Source organism: Anaplasma marginale str. Florida (genome assembly GCF_000215485.1).
Lineage (GTDB): Bacteria > Pseudomonadota > Alphaproteobacteria > Rickettsiales > Anaplasmataceae > Anaplasma > Anaplasma marginale.
Genome location: NZ_AFMS01000175.1, coordinates 1 through 19249 on the forward strand (window position 1 = coordinate 1; position 19249 = coordinate 19249).

The following is a 19249-nucleotide window of genomic DNA, read 5'->3' on the forward strand; positions in this document are numbered from 1 at the left end:
GTCTCTTCACTGAGGGCTAGCGTAGAATCCGTTCGCCCTAAGAGCGCTTCTCAGCCTGCGGCCTCTTCGTCGAGGGCTGGTGCGGTACCTGCTGGAGGTCAACGGCGGGATACATTACATCAACCCACACACGAAGTTGCGCGACGGCTGCGTATGGCGATGAAAGCAGCGTACCCTCGCGATGACATATATTTCCAGGAAGAGGATGTGGCATTTGCTGCTGGTTTTTCAGCGGATGCTGACTGTGCATTTATGCGACTCTCTCCGGTTGAGCGGTCTTCGTTGCGAGCTAATGAAGAAGCCGCACGTATCCTGAGGATGCTTGATAGTGGGCAGGCAATCGGGACCCCCAACTTTTTCATTGTGACAATAAGCTTCACATACTTGCCCGTAATGGCGCAATTTTTAGAGTTGATAGCGCAAGCATAGTACCTGCTGAATGCCTGGATTCTACCGAGTCACTCGGAGATTCGTGGATGTTATTGCGGCCGCAGTTACCAGAGGGACAACGTATAGTTGGGCTGGTGCGTAAAGTGGATACTAGATGCGGCGAAGTGCAGTTTCCACGTGATATGTGCTATGCAGTCGCCCACTGTGGGGCACTAGCTGATACTATTAAGAAAGTGATGTTGGACCACAGCTCCGCAGCGCTGCCTGAGTCTCCAGAAAGTAGGATGCAGATATTTCGCCAGTATGTTGTCTTGCACTACAACTTTGCAAGCGAATCAGCCAAAACGCGGGAAAGGCAGTTGCCGTTGGAAGACGTGCGTAGTTTTATGAGAAGTCCCGCAGGGGCCGGGTTTACACGCGACCTTTTTGAGTATCGAGCAAGCTTTCAAACTGCTGTAGAGCAAGATAGGCATATGCGTCCAGAATGCCGCGCGTTCTTAAATTGTGCGCTTTCTGTTCTTGATTCCCTTGGCCAGGAAGAAATTTTCAGGTCCGATGGGGTATCTCAGGAAGTCATGTGCCTGCTTTATTCTCTTTCCGGTGCCACATATCTTGTAAAAAGCGATCACGACATTATGCCCGCGGGCATGAATGAGTTCACGAAAGGGCTGACCGCTAAGTTCTTGGCTGACGAAAATTTCAGGGGTGCACTCATAAACCTTATTGTACGTGAGGTGGCAGAAGTTGTACTCAAAGAGCAATTACCGGACCAGAAGACTAACAGGAGCAATAAAACAAATATGCCCAGGCTGGATGGAGTGTTAGCTCACATTTCCAGTAGGCAGGGAGCACTATGGATGTGTCGTGCAATTCCTGGGCTTGTCCAGAGTGTTACCACTGCAGTGCTGGGATTTTGTGGGGTGCGTGATGCCAATCATCTCAACGTTGTTAGCCCCAGAATAGTTAGTCAATTACATGTTATTCCTGGTTTTGACGAAGTAGCTACAGGAAACCGTTTAGCCGAGGAAGGCGCGAGAGTTTCTGCACGCTATGAGCAGCTTTGTGCCGATACTGCGCGTAGTGCTGAGATAAGGCCTTTAATTGTGGCAGCAGCAGCGGCCGAGGCTATGCAGAGGCCTGAAATGGGGCAGGGAGATGCGGATGCATGGGATAAGGAGGATTGTTTTGCGTTGGTTACTGAGAAGTACCGCAATTCTCCGGATTTGGCTGATGCCACCGCGCGTGCCACAACTGCTAGGAGTATAATATCTGCACTAACGCGTGATGCTGTAGAAGAGGTTGTTGCCCATACCACGGCTTCTTGGATTGAGCAGCAGTTTGCTGGTGACATGGCACGGCATTACCTTGACGTAATAGTGCAGGGTAAACCTGGTGTAGGTGAGCATCTTGCTAGATGGCTACGTAATGATGCTCTGCACCAAGAACCCGTCTTTGCCTCCGCCTTTAGCACCGAAATCAGAGGCGCTGTTTTTCATACACAGGAAGTTGATGTTCTTGCTATGTCAGAAGGGCTTCAACCAGTGTTCGGTGATTTATTAGCTCCGCAGTTTTCTGTAGAAGATTCTCAGACAGCTGCTGAAAGAGCCTCTTCGAGTAGTGCAGAAACTGAGCGCAGTTCGCCTAGCCACAGTGAAGGAGCTGTAGACCAGACAGCGCTCCCACAGCAAGCGAATATCGCACCAGCCCTGAATGCGGGCACTTCTGATTTCCCTGCGGTGAGTAGAATCGGTGATGAGGGAAATGCGATAGGTGATGCATCATCAAACTGTGTCCTATTTTTTCTCCGGCCAGCCGGCGATGAGAAGATAAAGGGGAATGATGACGTTGTCAGATATGTTAATGGAGTGCGCAATAGTGGCGGCACAAGCGATGCACCACACATTTTTGGTGTGGACGGATCATTCTATATAGTTGGGTGTGATGGTAGCCTTTTCGAACTTGCGTCTATAAATACTCTGCATACTGGGTATGGAGCCAATACTACGGCTATTCCCGATGGAGTTTCATGGGTTTTGGTGCGCACAGACTGCACCGCAATTGAGGATGGTCTACATGTTGCGTCCCACCCGCATCTTACTCTAAAAGTTGAGAACAACTACAAATTTCCCAGTGATCTACGTCACTCCGTCGCTCACACTGATAGCATTGAGGTGGTGCTAAAGAAGCTGATGCTGCAGCTAGCAAACACCAACAGCATTGAATCCCTATATTTGAGGCGATCATGCCTACACCACTACGTTAGGCTTCAACGCGCGCTTATTTCTAACATTTTTGGGACAGAAGGGGGAGCAGCGGAAGAACGGACAGGAGCGCCGACGGAGGAAACACTGCGTCGTTTTATGTTGTTTAGCGATATAGGAAACGGGTTTGCTCGCGACCTTTTAGACCACCAGGAGGAGCTTGAAGCTATTTTGAGCGATGAGCTGCTCCTTACACAAGCAGACCGTGACTTTTTTGCCTCAGTGCTGGCTACCGCTCAAAAAAACAGTGCAGAAATTCCCCTAGATGACCCCGGTGTTCCGTTGGAGACCATGTGTGGGATATATGCGCTCGCTGGGGGTGCTCTGCTGTTACAAAATGATGTTACACAAGATGCACGAGTGCGAGTAGGACACTCAGAATTACTCTGCAATTTTCTAGGTGATCCAGGTTTTAGAGATACGCTCATTGCCCTAACTGTACGGGGTGTAATAGCAACAATTAATGAGGTAAAACGTGAGAGGCCAGATCTAGAAGACCCCAAAGCGTTTTCAGATGAGGTGCTTCGTACTGTTTATAGTGCCACACGTAGTAGCACACTTCCGATGATTTGCAAGTCCATTCCCGGGCTTGTTGAGAGTGCAATAGCTGTATTGGCTAGATTTTATAATCTGCAAGGTGCAGAAACCAAAGTGGCGAGCCATGGGCTACTTGCGCACATGCACGTGATTCCCGGTTTTGGCATGGCGGATTTAGGAAGGGCAGAAGCTGGCAGAGGAAGGCAAATAGCGCAACAGTGTAAGATTCTTCAAGAGCGTGGTGCCAGTGTGAAGCATGCGCTACCCGTAATAGTAGCACGCGCAGCAATGCGTGGTGAGTCTATGGAAGGCTATTTGAACGAGGTACTTGCTGCATACGAACGCGGAGAAGAAAAGATTTCTAACGTCACTGAGTGCATGGTGCAACTCAGGAAATGTATGCCAACACTGGAATCTTCGACTTTGCGGGAATTAGTTTATAACGCTTTTGCCACAGGGGTCGCGTCTATGCTTGATAATGACCCGCAGAACTATTCTAAGCAAGCATTTTCGGGGATTGCGCGTGGTGCTGATACGCTAGTGGGCGAGCTGCTTGCACGCAGAGCGTTAGAACTGCCCGAAAACCTATGTTTCTCCAAATTAATGGGGCAGAGGCTCTCAATGTGCATTGAGGTCGATTCTGAAGTTTTAGGTGTATCGAGCGACTTATACCCCGCATTCCGTAGTGTGCTTAAGACCCAATTGCCTGGCGATAGCGATACAAGACAACAACGAACTGACAGCGCGCAATCACGGGATGAACGCTCTGGTAGTGAAATAAATATAGCTCCTGAGGTGATGCGTAAAATTGCTGAGCGTGAAGCTGCACGCGTTACTCGAAATTTGCGTTCTACAGGGGCAGATGGAGGCCTGCACACAGGTTCGCTATCAACTAGTTTGCCAGGTTCATTGTCTGATTTGTCGCAATCCGGTGTGTCGCAAGCTACTCCATCGGGGCGGGATTTGCACAGCGCGTTCTCGGCGGGTGGTGATAGAACTTCAATGCCAGGTACTAGTGGTGTTGGGAAAGAAGGGAAAGTGCCTTTGGTAGAATTACCTCAACAACCCGTTGCGACGCCAGTTGGTGCTACACAAGCCCAAAAGCACCTAGCAGAGCAAGATTCACGTAGTGCATCTCCAACACACACCAACTCCTCTGTGGAAGAGGGTGAAGGCGATGAAACAAGTATGTTCTTCTCAGCCAATTTTGAGCAACCCGTTGTGACGCCAGCTGGTGCTACACAAGCCCAAGAGCACCTAGCAGCGCAAGGTTTACATGCTCAGGGATCGGATGGTGGCTTTAGCGCTGATTCACTATCAACCATCAGTGGTTCACTCAACTCATTTTTATCGGGTGTTACCATAAACCATGACCGCTCGCGCAGCCAATCCCCAGTGGGTGGCAGCAGAACTCCGGTACCCGGTGCCGCTGGTAATGACGGGGGAGAAGCTAGCATGCATCCCGCAGAATTGCCTCAACAACCCGCTATGGCGCCGGCTAGTTATACACCGGTTCAGGAAGATCTAGCGGAAGAAGGTTTTGACACAGTTGACGCGGCAAGTGATCCTGCCACTGAGTTACAGCAGGCTACAGCCGCTAGAGTTGGCGGCCGTTCACGACGCTCGTCTCTTTCAGGGGAAAGTGACGTGTTAAGGGTGAGTGAGAACGTAGTGTATGCTGGCGAAGAGACTCTCAGAAGGCATGACAGCGTTGCTGATCACCGCGTAGTGCTTATTTTGGAGGAATTTGACGTTAACACACTGCCGAACACGCATCCGGTAAAGGCAGGAATGTTAGTCGCCATGGGGCGGGGTGCTAACGATACCGCTATAACATTCTATCAACAGCCTATTGCATTGCGGGAAGATGGCTGCGACGCGCACACTTTTTGCGTAATGCACGGTAAGAGCTTTAAAGTTGCTCCTGATGTACGCGTGGCGCCTCCCGGCAGGAGCATTGGTACTTTATTGTCTGAGATACCTTCATCGCCTACGTCTACCAAGGTCGTAGTGAAAGTTCCTATTGTGGCTGGGGGCCTGTCGCTCAGTGATGGTAAGCTGAATTTTCAACGAGCAGAATTTGATATTAGTGATTTATCGCTCCCAGCTGCACGCAGGATAGATCGTAATAGTTTAATGTCGCTGATGCTCAATGACTATGTTGCCTGCACACTGAATGGAAATTTGCTGGGGGGCGGTACTTTTATCGCATATTTGGGTCTTCAGCAGCAACTTTGTAGTGACTTTGTCACGCACAGGCAGGACTGTGGTGAGGCTATGATCATTCCAAACCAAGAATGGTCAAGGTTTATTTGTAGTCCCATGGGCTCCAAATTTGTCAATGATGTTAAGAGATACATGTCAGGCTTCCGCGATGCGCACAATGTAATGCCTGATTCGGATAACAAGACGCGTTTGCAGAGCGTTATGACGTCAATATCCCACAACGTAGTGAGTGCGGATGGTGATGGCACGTCTGTAGAAGTTTTGAAGGCGCTGCATGCCCTTTCACACGCAGGGTATCAAGTTGATTGCACAAGTGTGGGGGCAGAGGAGCGGACCAAGGCGATCGTCAGGAAGTTTCTTGCTGATGACGAGTTTGGCATGGCCCTGATAATGGCAGCAATGTCATCATGTCTGGACGCGCTTGTAGTGCATTTTAGTAAATCTAGTCGTCTTGGTGGTCCAGCAGATGACGGTGCGTCAGTGCGTGGCATGTTGAACAGCGTTGTGCCTGATATATGCCGCCGCATTCCCGGGCTAACTGAGGGCATGGTTGGTTTGTTGCAGAGGGTTGTAGGTGTTAACCGCGTCAACATAGACCAACATGGGCGACAAACAGCTATCGTGACGAGCATAGAAAAGTGGGTAGACGGTAGCCACACAAATTCCGAGCAGACAATATATGGCTGTTCCCTTGATGAGTATCTCGCGAATGCAGATGCATCGTATATGCGTAATGCGATCGTCGCATGTGCACAGGCTAAGGCCGCGCAACGCGGAGGTGCGTCAAACAGGCAGGGTTATTACAGCGAGGTAATGCAGGAATTTCTTGGCAGCGGTAATGTCCCAAGTGTTGAAGAGTGCGAGGAGCGCATTGGAACGGCAATAGCTGGCTTTGACGAAAATATGCTTGCGGGACTTGTTGCAGATTCCGTTGCGCACAGAGTTTATAAGAACCTGGTTTGCTCGCCCGGCCTTGTGTTTGATTGCGAAGAGAGGTTGATCAGGGCCTTTTATGGGCACTTCAGCAACAACGAGCGTCCCCAAGGCGGGGCAGTACAATTTGCACGTGATCTCAGCGCTCATAGCAAGAATGTTATTAGCAAGTTTCTTGCGGCGGAAAAAGAGACCGTGCGTGAATTTTTGCCTAGCATCATGAATAGCCATAGCGACGTGTCATTCTTTACTAGAAACACCCGATGCGAGGTGTTTATTTGTGAGCCCGCGCAAAGTGCGCGGAGTGCGACGCCGCATACGCGCAATCATGAACTGATAGGAGAAGAGCAGGGGGTAGGTGCTGCGCAGCATTTGCGGTAGTCGCCCTCTAAGCATCCCATTTTTTACGTTTCCACTAATTTGAACGAGGACTTAATCTGCTATGAATGACACAATAAAGCCATCTGCCGGGAATGTTACTACGCTGCGATCCATGCAGCCGCCCAGCATCCTTGAACTTTTTGGGATTGCGGAGATTACCCACGAGGATATATCAAGTACGCGTATCGTACTTGTATTGCAACCGGTTGGTGTTGCCGAAATTCGTAGTATTACCGACGACGGTCTCAAAGGTGAAATTTTGGACGATATTACAACACGCGCTAATGATCACCAGACGCCCAAGTTTTACTTTTCCGAGGAGGGCGCGACGGGTGGCGGGATATATTGCAACCTTTCCAGAAATATCTTTCGGGTTATTGGATATAGGGTTTTGAATCGAGGCAGTAGCTTACCTCCCGTACCTCCAGGGTTGATGCACATGATCTTCAAGCCGGCACTTCCCGATTATATGAAAATACCAACTGTGGGTATGCAACTCAGGGAGACTCTTGGTTCATTTCCAGGGGAGTTTTGCTATCCGGTTGAGATTAAGCTTACGTCTAAAAACCTGCTCAAATTAATGTTTTTGCCTTCGCGTTATGCATATAGTGAGGATGGTCCATTTGATCTTTACTTTAAGTTACAATGGAGGTTGCTATACAATCATTTACAGTCGTTTTACGGCACCGAGATTTTGCAACTGGGTGAACAACACAATGAGGGGGTGTATTCGCACGTAATGTACGGGGTAGGGTATAGAGTTTTTAATGATATTGCGTGTTGTGCGGGGGAAGCGAGACTTATGTATAGGCACCCCCGCGCACTTGCCCGAGCAAACACTGTTATGAGCTGCGCGAAATTCACACGGTGTTATACAAACATGATAAGGAGTCTCGGGCATGCAATGGAAGTTGAGTCACCGGATGGTACAGAGCTTCCGGTGATGTCTGCGCTGTATGTGCTTTCCGCCCCGAGTCTGCAGTGCGTGAAAGATCTGACCGGATTAGACCAGCAGAGGGAGATAGTTGCCAGATTACTGTGCGACGCAGATCTGAGAACCGCAGTAGTGACTGGTGCCCTTAAGGCAGTTGCGACCATGTATGCGTCGGATTCCTGCACTGGTCGCATAAATTATGACGTTTTCACTGCGCGGTTTCTTCCTCGTTTAGCGATGAACACTTCAGGGCTACCGGAGAGCATATACGGGCTTGTGAGCACATATTTGGATTGCGATCCTGCGTACAATATTGATATAACCGTAGGCATTATTACCCAACTATGCGCAATTCCAGGATTTCACAGGGCGGCCGCAATATCGGAAGGCGGTGGTGTCAATACTCGTTCGATTTTATTGAACGGTACTGCTCGCAGTGTCATAGCTCGTGACCATGTGGAAGGCTATGCAATGATGGCTGAGGCGCTTGTTCGGTCTAGAAGCAGTAATACAGATGTCTGGACTCTATATGGAGTGTTGACAGAGGAGTGGGGGTGCGCAACAACGTTTGGATGCTGAGGCTCCGGAAGATGTGCTCAGCTATTTTAGGCACTCCGTCTCTCGGCTTGACAAATCTGGCCTACAAGAGCTTGTTGCGGCTATGGTTGCAGATCAAATATCTGCATTGCTTTTTGAAGGGGAACAATGCTCTGCTGAACTACTAACTGACCCTCGTATAGGGGAAGTGCGCAATGAGGCAGTGATAAATGCTTGTATGAAGGCAAGCGAAAATGGCCCACTATCGGACTTTTTTCCCTCACTCATGCAGGATAAGATAAGAACCCATCATGTGGCTACGAAGCTGGAGTACGGACTACGTTTGCCTGGCGGTGGCCCTTCTCCGACTTCTATGTCTGGGATAGACGCCACCGCACCTGATTCTGGAATTGGAAGGTGACCACCATAGTGGATTTAGCATAGTTTACTTTGGGTATTGCATACTTGGGTGGTTTTTTGGATCTAAAGCCATAAATACATTTTGTACTACCGAGATATCCGTAGGTATTTTGTTTAAAAGTAAATTTTTTTTAGAAAATTTCCTAAATTCGGGTATTTTTATGGTATACTAACAACTCACTTGTTGTTAGTATCGGACCAAATGCTGATGTGCGAGGTTTTACGAACATCACAACCACTCAGGTTATGCCAAATAATGCAGTATCACTCCTTTGCAAGCCAACGGAGCGCGTATTTAGGATAGAAATTTGCTTGGATAAACTGGGAGCGTTGTCCGCGCTACTTCCAGCTGGGTAATAAGCCAATAGGCCGCCTTTTAAACAAAATCGGAGTAATATGCATGAACAACATAGTTAAAGCCACTGTGTCAATATTAACCGCGGCGTTTTTAATCACCCTGAGCTTTGTTGCAAATACTGTGGCGGCGGCTATTCTGGTACCTATTTGCTTTATGTGTGCACTAGTCTTCTATTGCTTTGAGTTGTGCTTAGCACTGACCAAAAGTTCCATAAATTGGTTAAGGGACAGTGTTGGCTTTGCTCACAACAAGGAGATTGCGTTTAGGATTGAGCCGGATAGCCCCAACGGCATCAAATTAGATGATATAGCCAGTGGTCGATGTAATGAGTACAACGGCGTTAATCTGCAAGATCTACTAGTACGGTACGCACACTATCACGAGGCAGAAGGTAAGTACATTTTTCCTCAAAGTGCCGAACCTGTGATTCTTGTGTCCGGTTCTAATCAACACTTTTTAGGCTGTGGAGACACTGTTTATCCGGTGCAACCCCTAATGAACAAACCGGCGTCCCTGTTCCCGCCCCGTAGGAAAACATCGCCCTTGAGCTATATGTGGATGCAAGATCCGGATTATGGCCTTGTAGATGAGAGAGATGCTGTTCGAGAGATTGTCTTAAAAACAAATTTTGTGGTTACTGGGCCGCGAACCAACGATGTGCGTCTTCAATACGTGGATGGTAGCGGACAAAATTTTTCAAGGGTAAAACTCATCACCCCCTCAGTAGTGATGAGCAAGACCAAGGACATGACTCCGATGCGCCTGGCACTTCTATCCCCCTACATATTGCCAGATGATTCGGAGTCTGTATTCTTTAGGCGCTATGTAGCGCTGGCCAGAGCCCGTATGCAATATAATGGTGGCGATATACCTTGGGAGCTAGAGTGGGATATACGCACAAATGGGCGCCAGTTTTCGCGCGTTCTTGTATACAATAAAGTTACTCTATCTCGGATGAATGCGAGATTCTTGAATGGCAGCTTAGAGCTCATTTTTAAAGATATTGAAACCAGGCCCTTTGAGTATGATGCGGCTAGAGTTGCGCGACACTCAAGGGATATGTTGCTCCTATTGGGTTTGTCGCACAGCGGAGAGGCGATATTCAAGCCTATCACTAAACAAAGCAGGCTTTGGTTAGTATCAGAGTTTATGCACTCACGGCAATTTCAAGATGCCGTGGTCTCAGCTGCTATGGCTAGCGTGACAAATAGCATTGATAGGGGTCTAACTTCTAAAGCTGCTATTTTGAAAGCCATGCCATACTTGTGTAAGCAAATTCCTGGTTTGTGTGAGGCTGTCTACACCATAATTAGGGCTGCGAAGTATAATAACGGCGTGTGCGAGGAAGGTGAGTTGGATGCTTTGGCGCTTTATAGCGTTTCGAATGTATTGCGTGGCCGAGACAAAGATTGTGCGCTTGACCTACCCGGCGTAGACGAGGAGCATGCATTTGAAGGTATGAGCGACAGAGAAATAGAGCGTTTTGACGCACTCAAAGATAGTGCTTTGCGCGCGTCCCATGTTTTGCATGGTGACAACAATAATGTAGATGACATGTATAAAACTGGACGCCGCGTATTGCGGGACGAGAACTGCTCTGCAATAATCGCGTATCTGGTGGCGCATAATGTGCGGTCAAATGGTATGCACGCGGGAGGGGTATTCCATCTGCATACGCACGATATATCAGACACATTAATTGTGGATTATATACGAGCTGATTCGGTGTTACGGGACCACGCATTTGAAAATGGTGCAAAGTTAGAATTTGCCGATAGGCAGGAGCTAGAGATGCATCCCGACGCTCGCGTGGAGACGCGCGTATTTCGGGAGATTGCGTACCCTCCCGCGTCAGGTACATTGCTTGATAATACTAGAGTTACCGCAGTGGGAGCAGAATCCAGAGCTCCTGGGCCAGTGCCCGGGGCAGCGAGTGCATAATACTCCGCAGTGGTTAGGAATGCGCAGGTTGGGTGCGTGATCAAACTGCTGAAGGGCTAATAATCCTCCAGAAAGTGCAGCCGCGGTATGTGCGGCTTTTGTGTGCATGTGGGAATGTATAAAATCTATCAAGTAGCTTACATGGACTGTGTTTGCCTGATAGCGGCGCTATTATAGATGCTGCTGAGTGTGATTCTGAAGCTGAAAGACACCAACAAAGCGGATTACCCGCAGTTCAACAGGTGGCCACCTAAGGCAGTTTCTGGACCTGAAATTATAAATATATTTACATAAGTTGATGTATCTGCAAACATTGGGTTATAAAAGTAAAAGTTTTTAGAAAGTTCCTAAGTTCAGGTATTTTCATGACATGACGCAACTTGTCAGTATAGGGCTAGATGCTGGCGTGAGGTTTTTTCACGCATAGCACACTATACAAATTAAGTGTGAGCGCGCCGCTTGGTAGCAAAGCTTACGTGATTACAGGGTGCGACAGCGATGCGCAACTTTTTACCGATGCACACTTGAAGTAGCCAATCGGCTCGACGGACGATAAATGAAATTGGAGTAACACGCATGAAAAAGATAGCTAAAGTTATTTTGTCGGTATTAACCACGGCATGTTTACTTGCCTTGTGTCTCGTTGTAGGCACCGTATACGCAGTTACGGTACCCGTTTACTTTCTGTGTGCGCTGGTTTTGGGTAGTTTTGCGGGCTGTGTAGCGCTGACCAAAAGTGCCATTGCTTGGGCAAGGGATAGTGTCGGTCTTCCTCATAACAAGGAGGTTGTGTTCAGGGTTGAACAAGATAGCCCCAACGGCATCAAACTAGATGATATAGCCAGTGGTAGATGCAGCGAATACAAGGGCGTTGATCTGCGAGATGCACTACGAGAATACGCATTCATTGACCAGGGGAAGGGGAAGTATGTCTTTCCAGCGAAAAACCCTGTGTGCTTCGTTTCCAATTCCGGTCAGCACTTTTTAGGGCATCTAGACACTATTTACCCGGTACGGCTCCCGACAGCGCGGCCGGCACACTTGTTTCCACCCAAGAAGGCAGACATGTTTCCTTATTGCATTGGGGGGCGACGTAATAATTCTGTAGATGATAGGCGTTTTGTTCATGAGTTTGTTTTAAAAACAAATTTTATCGTAACCGGGCCGCGCACCAATGGTGTGCGTCTTCAATACGTGGGTGGTAGCGGACAAAATTTTTCAAGGGTGAGGCTCATCACCCCCTCAGTAGTGATGAGCAAGACCAAGGGTATGACGCCAATCCGCCTGGCACTTTTGTCTCCCTATGTGGTGCCAAGTAACTCCAATTCTGTGTTCCTGAGGCGCTACATCGCACTGGCTAGGGCTGGTGTGGACGAAGATGGAAGGGTTTCTAATGCATTCGAGAAAGATATGCGTGCAAATATGCGACAATTTACACATATTTCTGCATATGAGAGGGGCGCCTTGTCTCCGGAAGATATGGCGTTTATGCGTTTCAGTATGAATGTGCTTCGCTCTGCCGCAGATGATCGGTCTTCTGAATGCAGTGTGGCCGCGCTTGAGCAGCACTCAAGACACATGTTGCTCCTATTGGGTTTGTCGCAGGGAGAAGAGGCGATGTTCAAGCCTCTGACAGAAGCAGGTAAAGTGTGGCTAATGTCAGAGTTTATACACTCACCGTCATTTCAAGATGCCATGATCTCAGCTGCTATGGCCAGTATGGCAAGTAGCGTTGATAAGGGCAGAGTTTCTAGGGAAGATGTTTTGAGATGCATGCCATATCTATGCAAGCAAATTCCCGGTTTCTGCGAGGCTATCTATACCATAGTGAGAGCTGCGAAGTATAATAACGGCGTGTGTGAGGAAGGTAATCTAGGCGGTTTACCACTTTACAATATCGCGCGTGCACTCAATAGACACGGTGTTCAACTACCCGATATAGATGAGGATAGCGCGTTTGCGGGCATGAATGACAGAGCGAAAGGGGAGTTTGAGACGTTTGTGGAGCAAATTTCACGGGCATGCCGCCCCCCAGATGCTGACGACATGAATAGTATGTGTGGTACTGGACGGCGAGTATTACAGGATAGGCGCTGTTCCGACGCGATTGCATGTTTGATAGCCCGTAGGATATCATACTTGTGCGATAGTCGCAGAAAACCAGTGGACAGCCTGTGTACGCCTGCAACATCGGACGAGTTTATCACAAATTACATACGGGACGATCCTGTATCACGGGGCCACGTACCTGAACGCTGGGTCGGATTGAAACTTGCCGATCGGCAGGAGTTGGCGATAGCTTCTGACGTTGACACAGTGGTATACAAATTTCCAGGGCTTGTATATCCCCCTGTACCAGAAGCGGGTACATCGCTTGATAGCTCTGAAGTTACCGCAGTCAGCGCAGAATCCAGAGCCACCAGGCCGGCAGCAACTGGGGCAGCAGGTGTGTAACGTCTAGTGTTAGAGTGAGAGGTGTTCGAAGCTGCGGTCATAGGCAGCTTCGTAAGCATGGAAATTGTAAACTCGCCAAGTAGCTTTGTTAAGCGTGAGTTGTGTTTGTCTGATAGCGGTTCCTGCGAGCGCTTTTATATACATGTAGACGATCACCACAACGGACTGGACATGGCTCGCTCCGGATGTTGCAAGTTTAAAGCGACCTCCGGGTCCAAAATTGTAAATATATTACATATATTGATATATCTATGAATATTAGGTTATAAAAGTAAAAGCTTTAGAAAGTTCCGAAATTCAGGTATTTTGGTGCCGTAACACAGCTACTCTCAGGAGGTGTGTTGTTTGTTACATTGCGAGCTAGTGTGAGCACGCGCACTTGGTAAAAAGCTCATGTTATACAGGGCACAGGGAACGCCCGTCGTAACTTTTGACTGATGCATGCTTGCAACAACAAGTTGATAGGCTTGAGACGTATAAACAAAATTGGAGTAACCCGAATGAAAAACACAGCCATTGCCGTTCTGCTAATACTAGCTTCCATGTTTTTACTCGTGCTATGCTGCATCGTAGGCGCTGTGTCTGCGATTGTTATGCCTATTTATTTCATGTGCAAACTGGCTTGCCATTTGTTTAAGTCATTTGTTGCACCGGTGGCTCAGCAGGGCATAACTACAGTTAAGGTACTAGCCGGCCTTCCTTACCCCAAGGAAGTTGTGTTTGAAATTGATCAGGATCTTCCCGAAGGCATCAAATTGAGTGATATAGCTGATGGTCAACGCAGTGAGTACAAAGGTGTCGATCTGCGAGATGTACTTCAGTATACGGTTTATGATCGGGAGACAAAGGTGCGCGTCTTTCAAGATAGCACCCCAACATGCCTGATATCCAGTTCTGGTCGGATTTTTTCGGCTATGGAGACACCCTTTACTCTGTGCAATATCACCCAAATGCGCTGCCATCTTCCTCTCTCTTTCGTAGAATGCTTTTACCTTGTGGCAGGGTAGGCAAGAACGTGATTGTTTTGAAAACAAATTTTGCAGTAACTGGGCCGCGTACTAATGATGTAACTTTTGAATATGCTATGCTGCAAAATGGCATTACTAGGATGAAGCTTATTGCTCCCTCGGTATTGCTGAACAAAACTGCAGGCATGACCCCAACCCGTTTAGCGCTCTTATCCCCTTACGTGGTGTCAAATAATTGCGAATCTATATTCTTAAGGCGCTACATCGCACTGACTAGGGCTCGTGTAGGTGGGTCTGACGGAGAGTTTCCAGTTGCGGTGATGTGGGACATGCGCACAAATATGCAACAATTTATGCACATTCTTACATATGCGAGGGGTGCTTTGTCCCTGCAGGATGCGAGGTTTCTGCGTGATGGTGTCAGATTCATCCAATCTACCAGGAATGAGGTTATAAAATATGGCGCGGCCGCACGTGCCAAGCATGAGGCTGATGTATTGCTTCTATTGGGTCTATCGCAAAGTGACGATGCAATATTTAAGCCTATCACGGAGAAAGGGAAACTGTGGGTGATATCAGAATTTATATGCTCACAGCAATTTCAAAATGCCGTAATCTCGGCATCTATGGCTAGTGTGAAAGATAGTATAAGTAACGGCATGGTTTCTAGAGAGGATATTCTGGAAGGTGTTCCATACCTGTGCAAGCAAATTCCTGGCTTATTTGAAATTGTTTATGTGCTGGTAAAAGCCGCGGTATGCGGCACGTATGAGGAAGGTTGTTTAAACAATCTGGTGCTTCACAACATTAGAGGCACAATGCGTTTCATGGATAGAGTAATGCCAGATGTAGATGCAGGGCCTGAATCTGGGGGTGTGGACGGGGGAGTCATTAGGGATTTTAACGCACTCAAAGAAAAAGCCGTGCGGGCGTCTGAGCTCTCGCATGGCGGCAATGTTCGCAACATGTATACCATTGGGCAGCGCATATTGCGGAGCGAGCGCTGTTCCGACATAATCGCGTGTGTGGTAGCTCACAGGGTATCGTCTCTGTGGGATTCTGTTGGACAGTCGGTGCACGACCTGTGTGCGCACGCAACATCAGACGAGCTGATTACAGACTATTTACAAACTGACTCGGCGTTGCGTAACTACGCATTTAGACGCCGTGGTGCGGGATTAGAGCTCGCTGACAGGCAGGAGTGCGAGATATCCTCCGATGTCGGGATAAATGTGTGTAAACTTCCCATACTTGAATGCCCCACACCCGCGTCAGATACATCGCTTGATAATCCGGAAGTTGCTGCTGCAGTTGGACCAGAACCCATTATGGCGGCTACAACCTCGACCGGGGCAGTGGGCACATTGTGTACCAGTATTTAGGGATGTAACCTGGTGTGCGGTCAGATGATGAGCGTGCCGACACTTTCCGGAGTTTAGGGTTGTGTGTAACCGCGGCTTCCGCGCGCGTGGGAGTTTTTGCTGTTGCTGAGTGGGAGCGTTGGTCAAAACGTGAGATGACCGACCCGCCGCCAAAGCTATATATAAATTGAGTGGGACATTTTCGGTCAGAAGTTGCAGGCTGCAAAGTCAAGGTCTGTACCATAAAGACGTGCAGTGGCACGGAGCATTCGATATTATACACATTTTGGCATGTATAAAGTTCGGAATAGTGGAACCCCCGGTTTTTGTACACTGTATGGCAGTTGTTCGAGATGTACAGGTACTCCGATGAGGTATTGCCTGTGCAGCGGATACAGTCATAGCACACCGCTCGCATTTGCTGAGGTTGCTGTATGCGCACATTGCATGAAATCGGCCCTGGATGGGAAATTGTAAATGTACTTGTGGCTGCTGATGCGCATACCAGTTAGGTTATAAAGTAAAAATATTGGAAAATTCCTAAAATTTAGATGCCATTGTGCTATAATACAACTAACTTGTAGTGAATGAATATTGTACTTAGTGTCAGTACAGTGTTTTCCATACATGATGCGCACCACCAGCGTTTAGTTGGAATAGTGCAAGTATTTGCTTCGTCATAGGCCAATGATTCAGCCCATATGGCCGGGATGAAAGTTGCTGCAATGAGCTTATTAAAAAGGTGCGTACAGACGGCACTGCTAACGAGATGATAGGCCAGATTGGCCCGTATAATAATGAAAGAATTGGGGTATATGCATGAAAAACATAGCCAAAACCGTTGCGTACACACTTGTCTTTGCGTCTCTACTTGCGCTGTGCTGTGCCGTGGTCGCAATAATACTGGTTTCATTACCAATTGTGGCCGCCTGCGTCATAGCCTGCTATTTCATGTACTCGCTGCTCATGCCAGCAATCCGGAGTGCTGCTGCCAAGATTAAAGAGAGTTGTTTCATACCTTATCGCCAGTTAATAGTGTTTGGAATTGATGAGGATAGCCCAAATGGCATCAAATTACGTGATATAGCCAACAGTACGTGCAGTGAGTATCAGGGTATCGACCTGCGAGGCGTACTCCAACATGCTACCCATGCTGAAAGTGCAGACGAGTATTTTTTTCCGGGAGATGAACTGGTATGCTTCGAGTCCTCTAGCCCTGAGAGGCTTTTTTATGGCTATAACGATACCCTTTACCCTGTGCGGTACCTGGGGTTTACGTATCCTGATTTGTTTCTGCATAGGGTGCGTTCGGTTTTACGCCGGGAAGAAAGCCGCGTGATTGTTATGAAGACAGGTTTTATTGTAGCTGGATCACGTGCTAGTGAAATAATTTCTAGGGGTGACTCACCAAGTAAAGGCATGCGCAGACTGAAGATGTTTGTTCCTGCCGTGGAGTCACGCGATACTAAGGATATGAACCCAACTCGTGTAGCGCTTCTCTCCAAAAGTGTCGTGCCATATGATTCCAAGTCTCTATTTTTGAGGCGCTATGTTGCATTGATCGTGTCTAGTATATCTAAAAACGGGGCGATCATCCCTGCGCTGTTGTGGGATATATATAAAAATGCTGAACAATTAGCATATGTTACTGCACACAAAGGCGGTGTTTTATCCGATCCGGACACGGAGTTTCTGGCCCGCATGGTGGGTTTTGCCCAGGATGCTGTGCGCACTCCACAATTCCGGTGCGGTCAAGACGAACGTTTGGCATGGGATGGGTGTGTATCATTGCTGCTGGGTTTGTCGCAAAGTGAGGGGGCAATGTTTGATCCTGTCACGAAACGGGGCAAGCTTTGGCTAGTGTCGGAGTTTATACGTTCAGATAAATTTCAAAGCGCTTTAACAGCATCAGCTCTTGCTAGTGTAGGGCACAGCCTAAATTCGGGTATAACCAGTAAGGATGACATTATGGCAAGGATGCCCTATTTGTGTAAGCAGATTCCCGGTTTATGTGAAGCTGCATATGCAATGGCAAAGATTGAGGTTGATGGTGTGTACGAGCAGGAATCCTTGAGCAATGTAGTATTGTACAATGCTCGCCGAGCAAACAGGGAGTTGAGTGTACTGCCCAGCGTTAGCAGGGAACGTGCGTTAGAGGATATGAATGGTGCAGGAGCAATGGAGCGCTTTGAATCATCTGTCAATAGAGCTCTATCTTTACTGCTTACCAGCGTACGGGATGGTACTACCGATATTGACCGTACTTCAATACGTGATCTAGCGCGTAACGTGTTAAGCAACAGTCATAGTTCTGACATCATTGCTACGCTGACAATCTGCAATATACAAAGGTTAGGCGCGGACATCACACTGTTGTTGGGTGCTGCCTCTACCGACATGATGGCAGGTGGTATGATAGCAGAATATATACTAGAAGAAGCGCGGTACGACTGTAAAATTGCCAGCGGTGCCGTGTTAAAACTTGCCAACAGGCAAGAGTGCGAGATATTTTTCGATGCTGAAACACGCATATATCCAGGAGATGTACTTTGTGAGCGTGCCAGATTAACATCAGGAACTTTGCTACAAAACCCTTTAGTCGTTGCAGCAGGAGAATCAAGGGCTACGGAGCCGGTGCGCGAAGCCTGCTAGTTATATGAGCTAAGTCAAGGTTTTAGTGCATGTAGCGAGTTGTGGATCAGTGCATTACTGGGAGCAAGCTGCATGGTGATGAGTGTACTTCAAGGAGATCAAGCTCTGGACATCATTCTCCTTATGACAGAACCTTATGTTTTGGTTGTACGTGAATGAATTATGACATACGTCGCGCGCTATGGTTGATAATACATCAGTGCCTGCGACAGGGGACGTGGATGTTCGCGGGTCTAGTAGTTCCCGTTTTGGAACCTACAGGGTGGGACGTGCCTCTGGAAGCTGTCATGCTGACAATAACGCAGTGCTCCCAAGAGTTGCTGTAGTGCGCCATGCGCTGGTTATAATATTGGTTGCTGTACAGCTAGTTTGTGTGGTGCTGGTAACTTATGATCTAGTAAAAAAGGGCCATCTATCGGTCTGGAGTGCGGCCCTCATGGCTGCATGTAGCATCATGTGGGGGGTAGTACTACTTAGATTGGCATACTTATTTTTGCGGCGGAGGGCCAACGTTGCAATGGTGCTTAACGCGCAGCTCCCGACGGACCCTCTCATCAGTGTGCCTGCATCTACTGCAACCGCGGGACGTGAGATCGGAAGCCGAACTGACCGCTTATCTGAAGTGCAAAATAATCTGCACGGAGTACAGGCGGTTTCTGATATTCAGCCTGCTGGTCACGTAATTTTGACCGCAAGCTACTTGGGAAGGGCCGAAGACCATCTTTCGGCTTCTGTTGGACCTGGAGTGAGTGCATCCCGCGTTGTGTTTCACTCAGGTGGGCGGGGAGAAATCTTATGTGTTATAGGGCGTGAAGTTTTTAAGGTTCGCTCGTGGGCTATCGGACGTGTAAACCCCATGGTGCCGGGGTGCGTCCAAATTATTTTGCGTCCGATAT

At 48.2% G+C, this 19249-nt stretch carries 9 protein-coding genes and 1 pseudogene; all 10 read left to right on the plus strand.

The features are described 5' to 3' along the window. A partial coding sequence (locus GAC_RS06075; protein WP_241760166.1) for a hypothetical protein occupies positions 1 to 429 on the plus strand: 429 nt, incomplete at its 5' end. 95 nt (positions 430 to 524) lie between these two features. Then, positions 525 to 6728, plus strand: coding sequence for a hypothetical protein (locus GAC_RS04885; RefSeq protein ID WP_241760167.1), 6204 nt, complete (start codon positions 525 to 527; stop codon positions 6726 to 6728). A 61-nt stretch (positions 6729 to 6789) separates the two neighbouring features. After that, positions 6790 to 8241 carry a hypothetical protein gene (locus tag GAC_RS04890; RefSeq protein ID WP_241760168.1) on the plus strand — a complete coding sequence of 484 codons (1452 nt, stop codon included), beginning with the start codon at positions 6790 to 6792 and terminating at the stop codon, positions 8239 to 8241. Then, positions 8231 to 8620 (plus strand): hypothetical protein, encoded by a 390-nt coding sequence (locus GAC_RS06080; protein ID WP_241760169.1) that lies wholly within the window; start codon positions 8231 to 8233, stop codon positions 8618 to 8620. Before GAC_RS04890 ends, GAC_RS06080 begins: the two co-directional genes overlap by 11 nt. Before the next feature lie 399 nt (positions 8621 to 9019). Beyond that, positions 9020 to 10918 carry a hypothetical protein gene (locus GAC_RS04900; protein WP_010267513.1) on the plus strand — a complete coding sequence of 633 codons (1899 nt, stop codon included), beginning with the start codon at positions 9020 to 9022 and terminating at the stop codon, positions 10916 to 10918. A gap of 576 nt (positions 10919 to 11494) precedes the next feature. Then, positions 11495 to 13372 carry a hypothetical protein gene (locus GAC_RS04905; protein ID WP_010267515.1) on the plus strand — a complete coding sequence of 626 codons (1878 nt, stop codon included), beginning with the start codon at positions 11495 to 11497 and terminating at the stop codon, positions 13370 to 13372. Between the two features lie 500 nt (positions 13373 to 13872). Further along, on the plus strand, positions 13873 to 14379 hold the full coding sequence (locus GAC_RS06085) for a hypothetical protein (protein WP_241760170.1): 507 nt from the start codon (positions 13873 to 13875) through the stop codon (positions 14377 to 14379). Between the two features lie 8 nt (positions 14380 to 14387). Then, positions 14388 to 15722 carry a hypothetical protein gene (locus tag GAC_RS04915; protein ID WP_241760171.1) on the plus strand — a complete coding sequence of 445 codons (1335 nt, stop codon included), beginning with the start codon at positions 14388 to 14390 and terminating at the stop codon, positions 15720 to 15722. 798 nt (positions 15723 to 16520) lie between these two features. After that, positions 16521 to 18353, plus strand: coding sequence for a hypothetical protein (locus GAC_RS04920; RefSeq protein ID WP_010267520.1), 1833 nt, complete (start codon positions 16521 to 16523; stop codon positions 18351 to 18353). A 181-nt stretch (positions 18354 to 18534) separates the two neighbouring features. Beyond that, a pseudogene (locus GAC_RS04925) lies at positions 18535 to 19249 on the plus strand (hypothetical protein); the annotation flags it as partial.

Coding starts and splice junctions, on each gene's coding strand:
- GAC_RS06085 (WP_241760170.1), top strand. CDS start 13,873: ATGAAAAACACAGCCATTGCCGTTCTGCTAATACTAGCTTCCATGTTT.
- GAC_RS04900 (WP_010267513.1), top strand. CDS start 9,020: ATGAACAACATAGTTAAAGCCACTGTGTCAATATTAACCGCGGCGTTT.
- GAC_RS04890 (WP_241760168.1), top strand. CDS start 6,790: ATGAATGACACAATAAAGCCATCTGCCGGGAATGTTACTACGCTGCGA.
- GAC_RS04905 (WP_010267515.1), top strand. CDS start 11,495: ATGAAAAAGATAGCTAAAGTTATTTTGTCGGTATTAACCACGGCATGT.
- GAC_RS04920 (WP_010267520.1), top strand. CDS start 16,521: ATGAAAAACATAGCCAAAACCGTTGCGTACACACTTGTCTTTGCGTCT.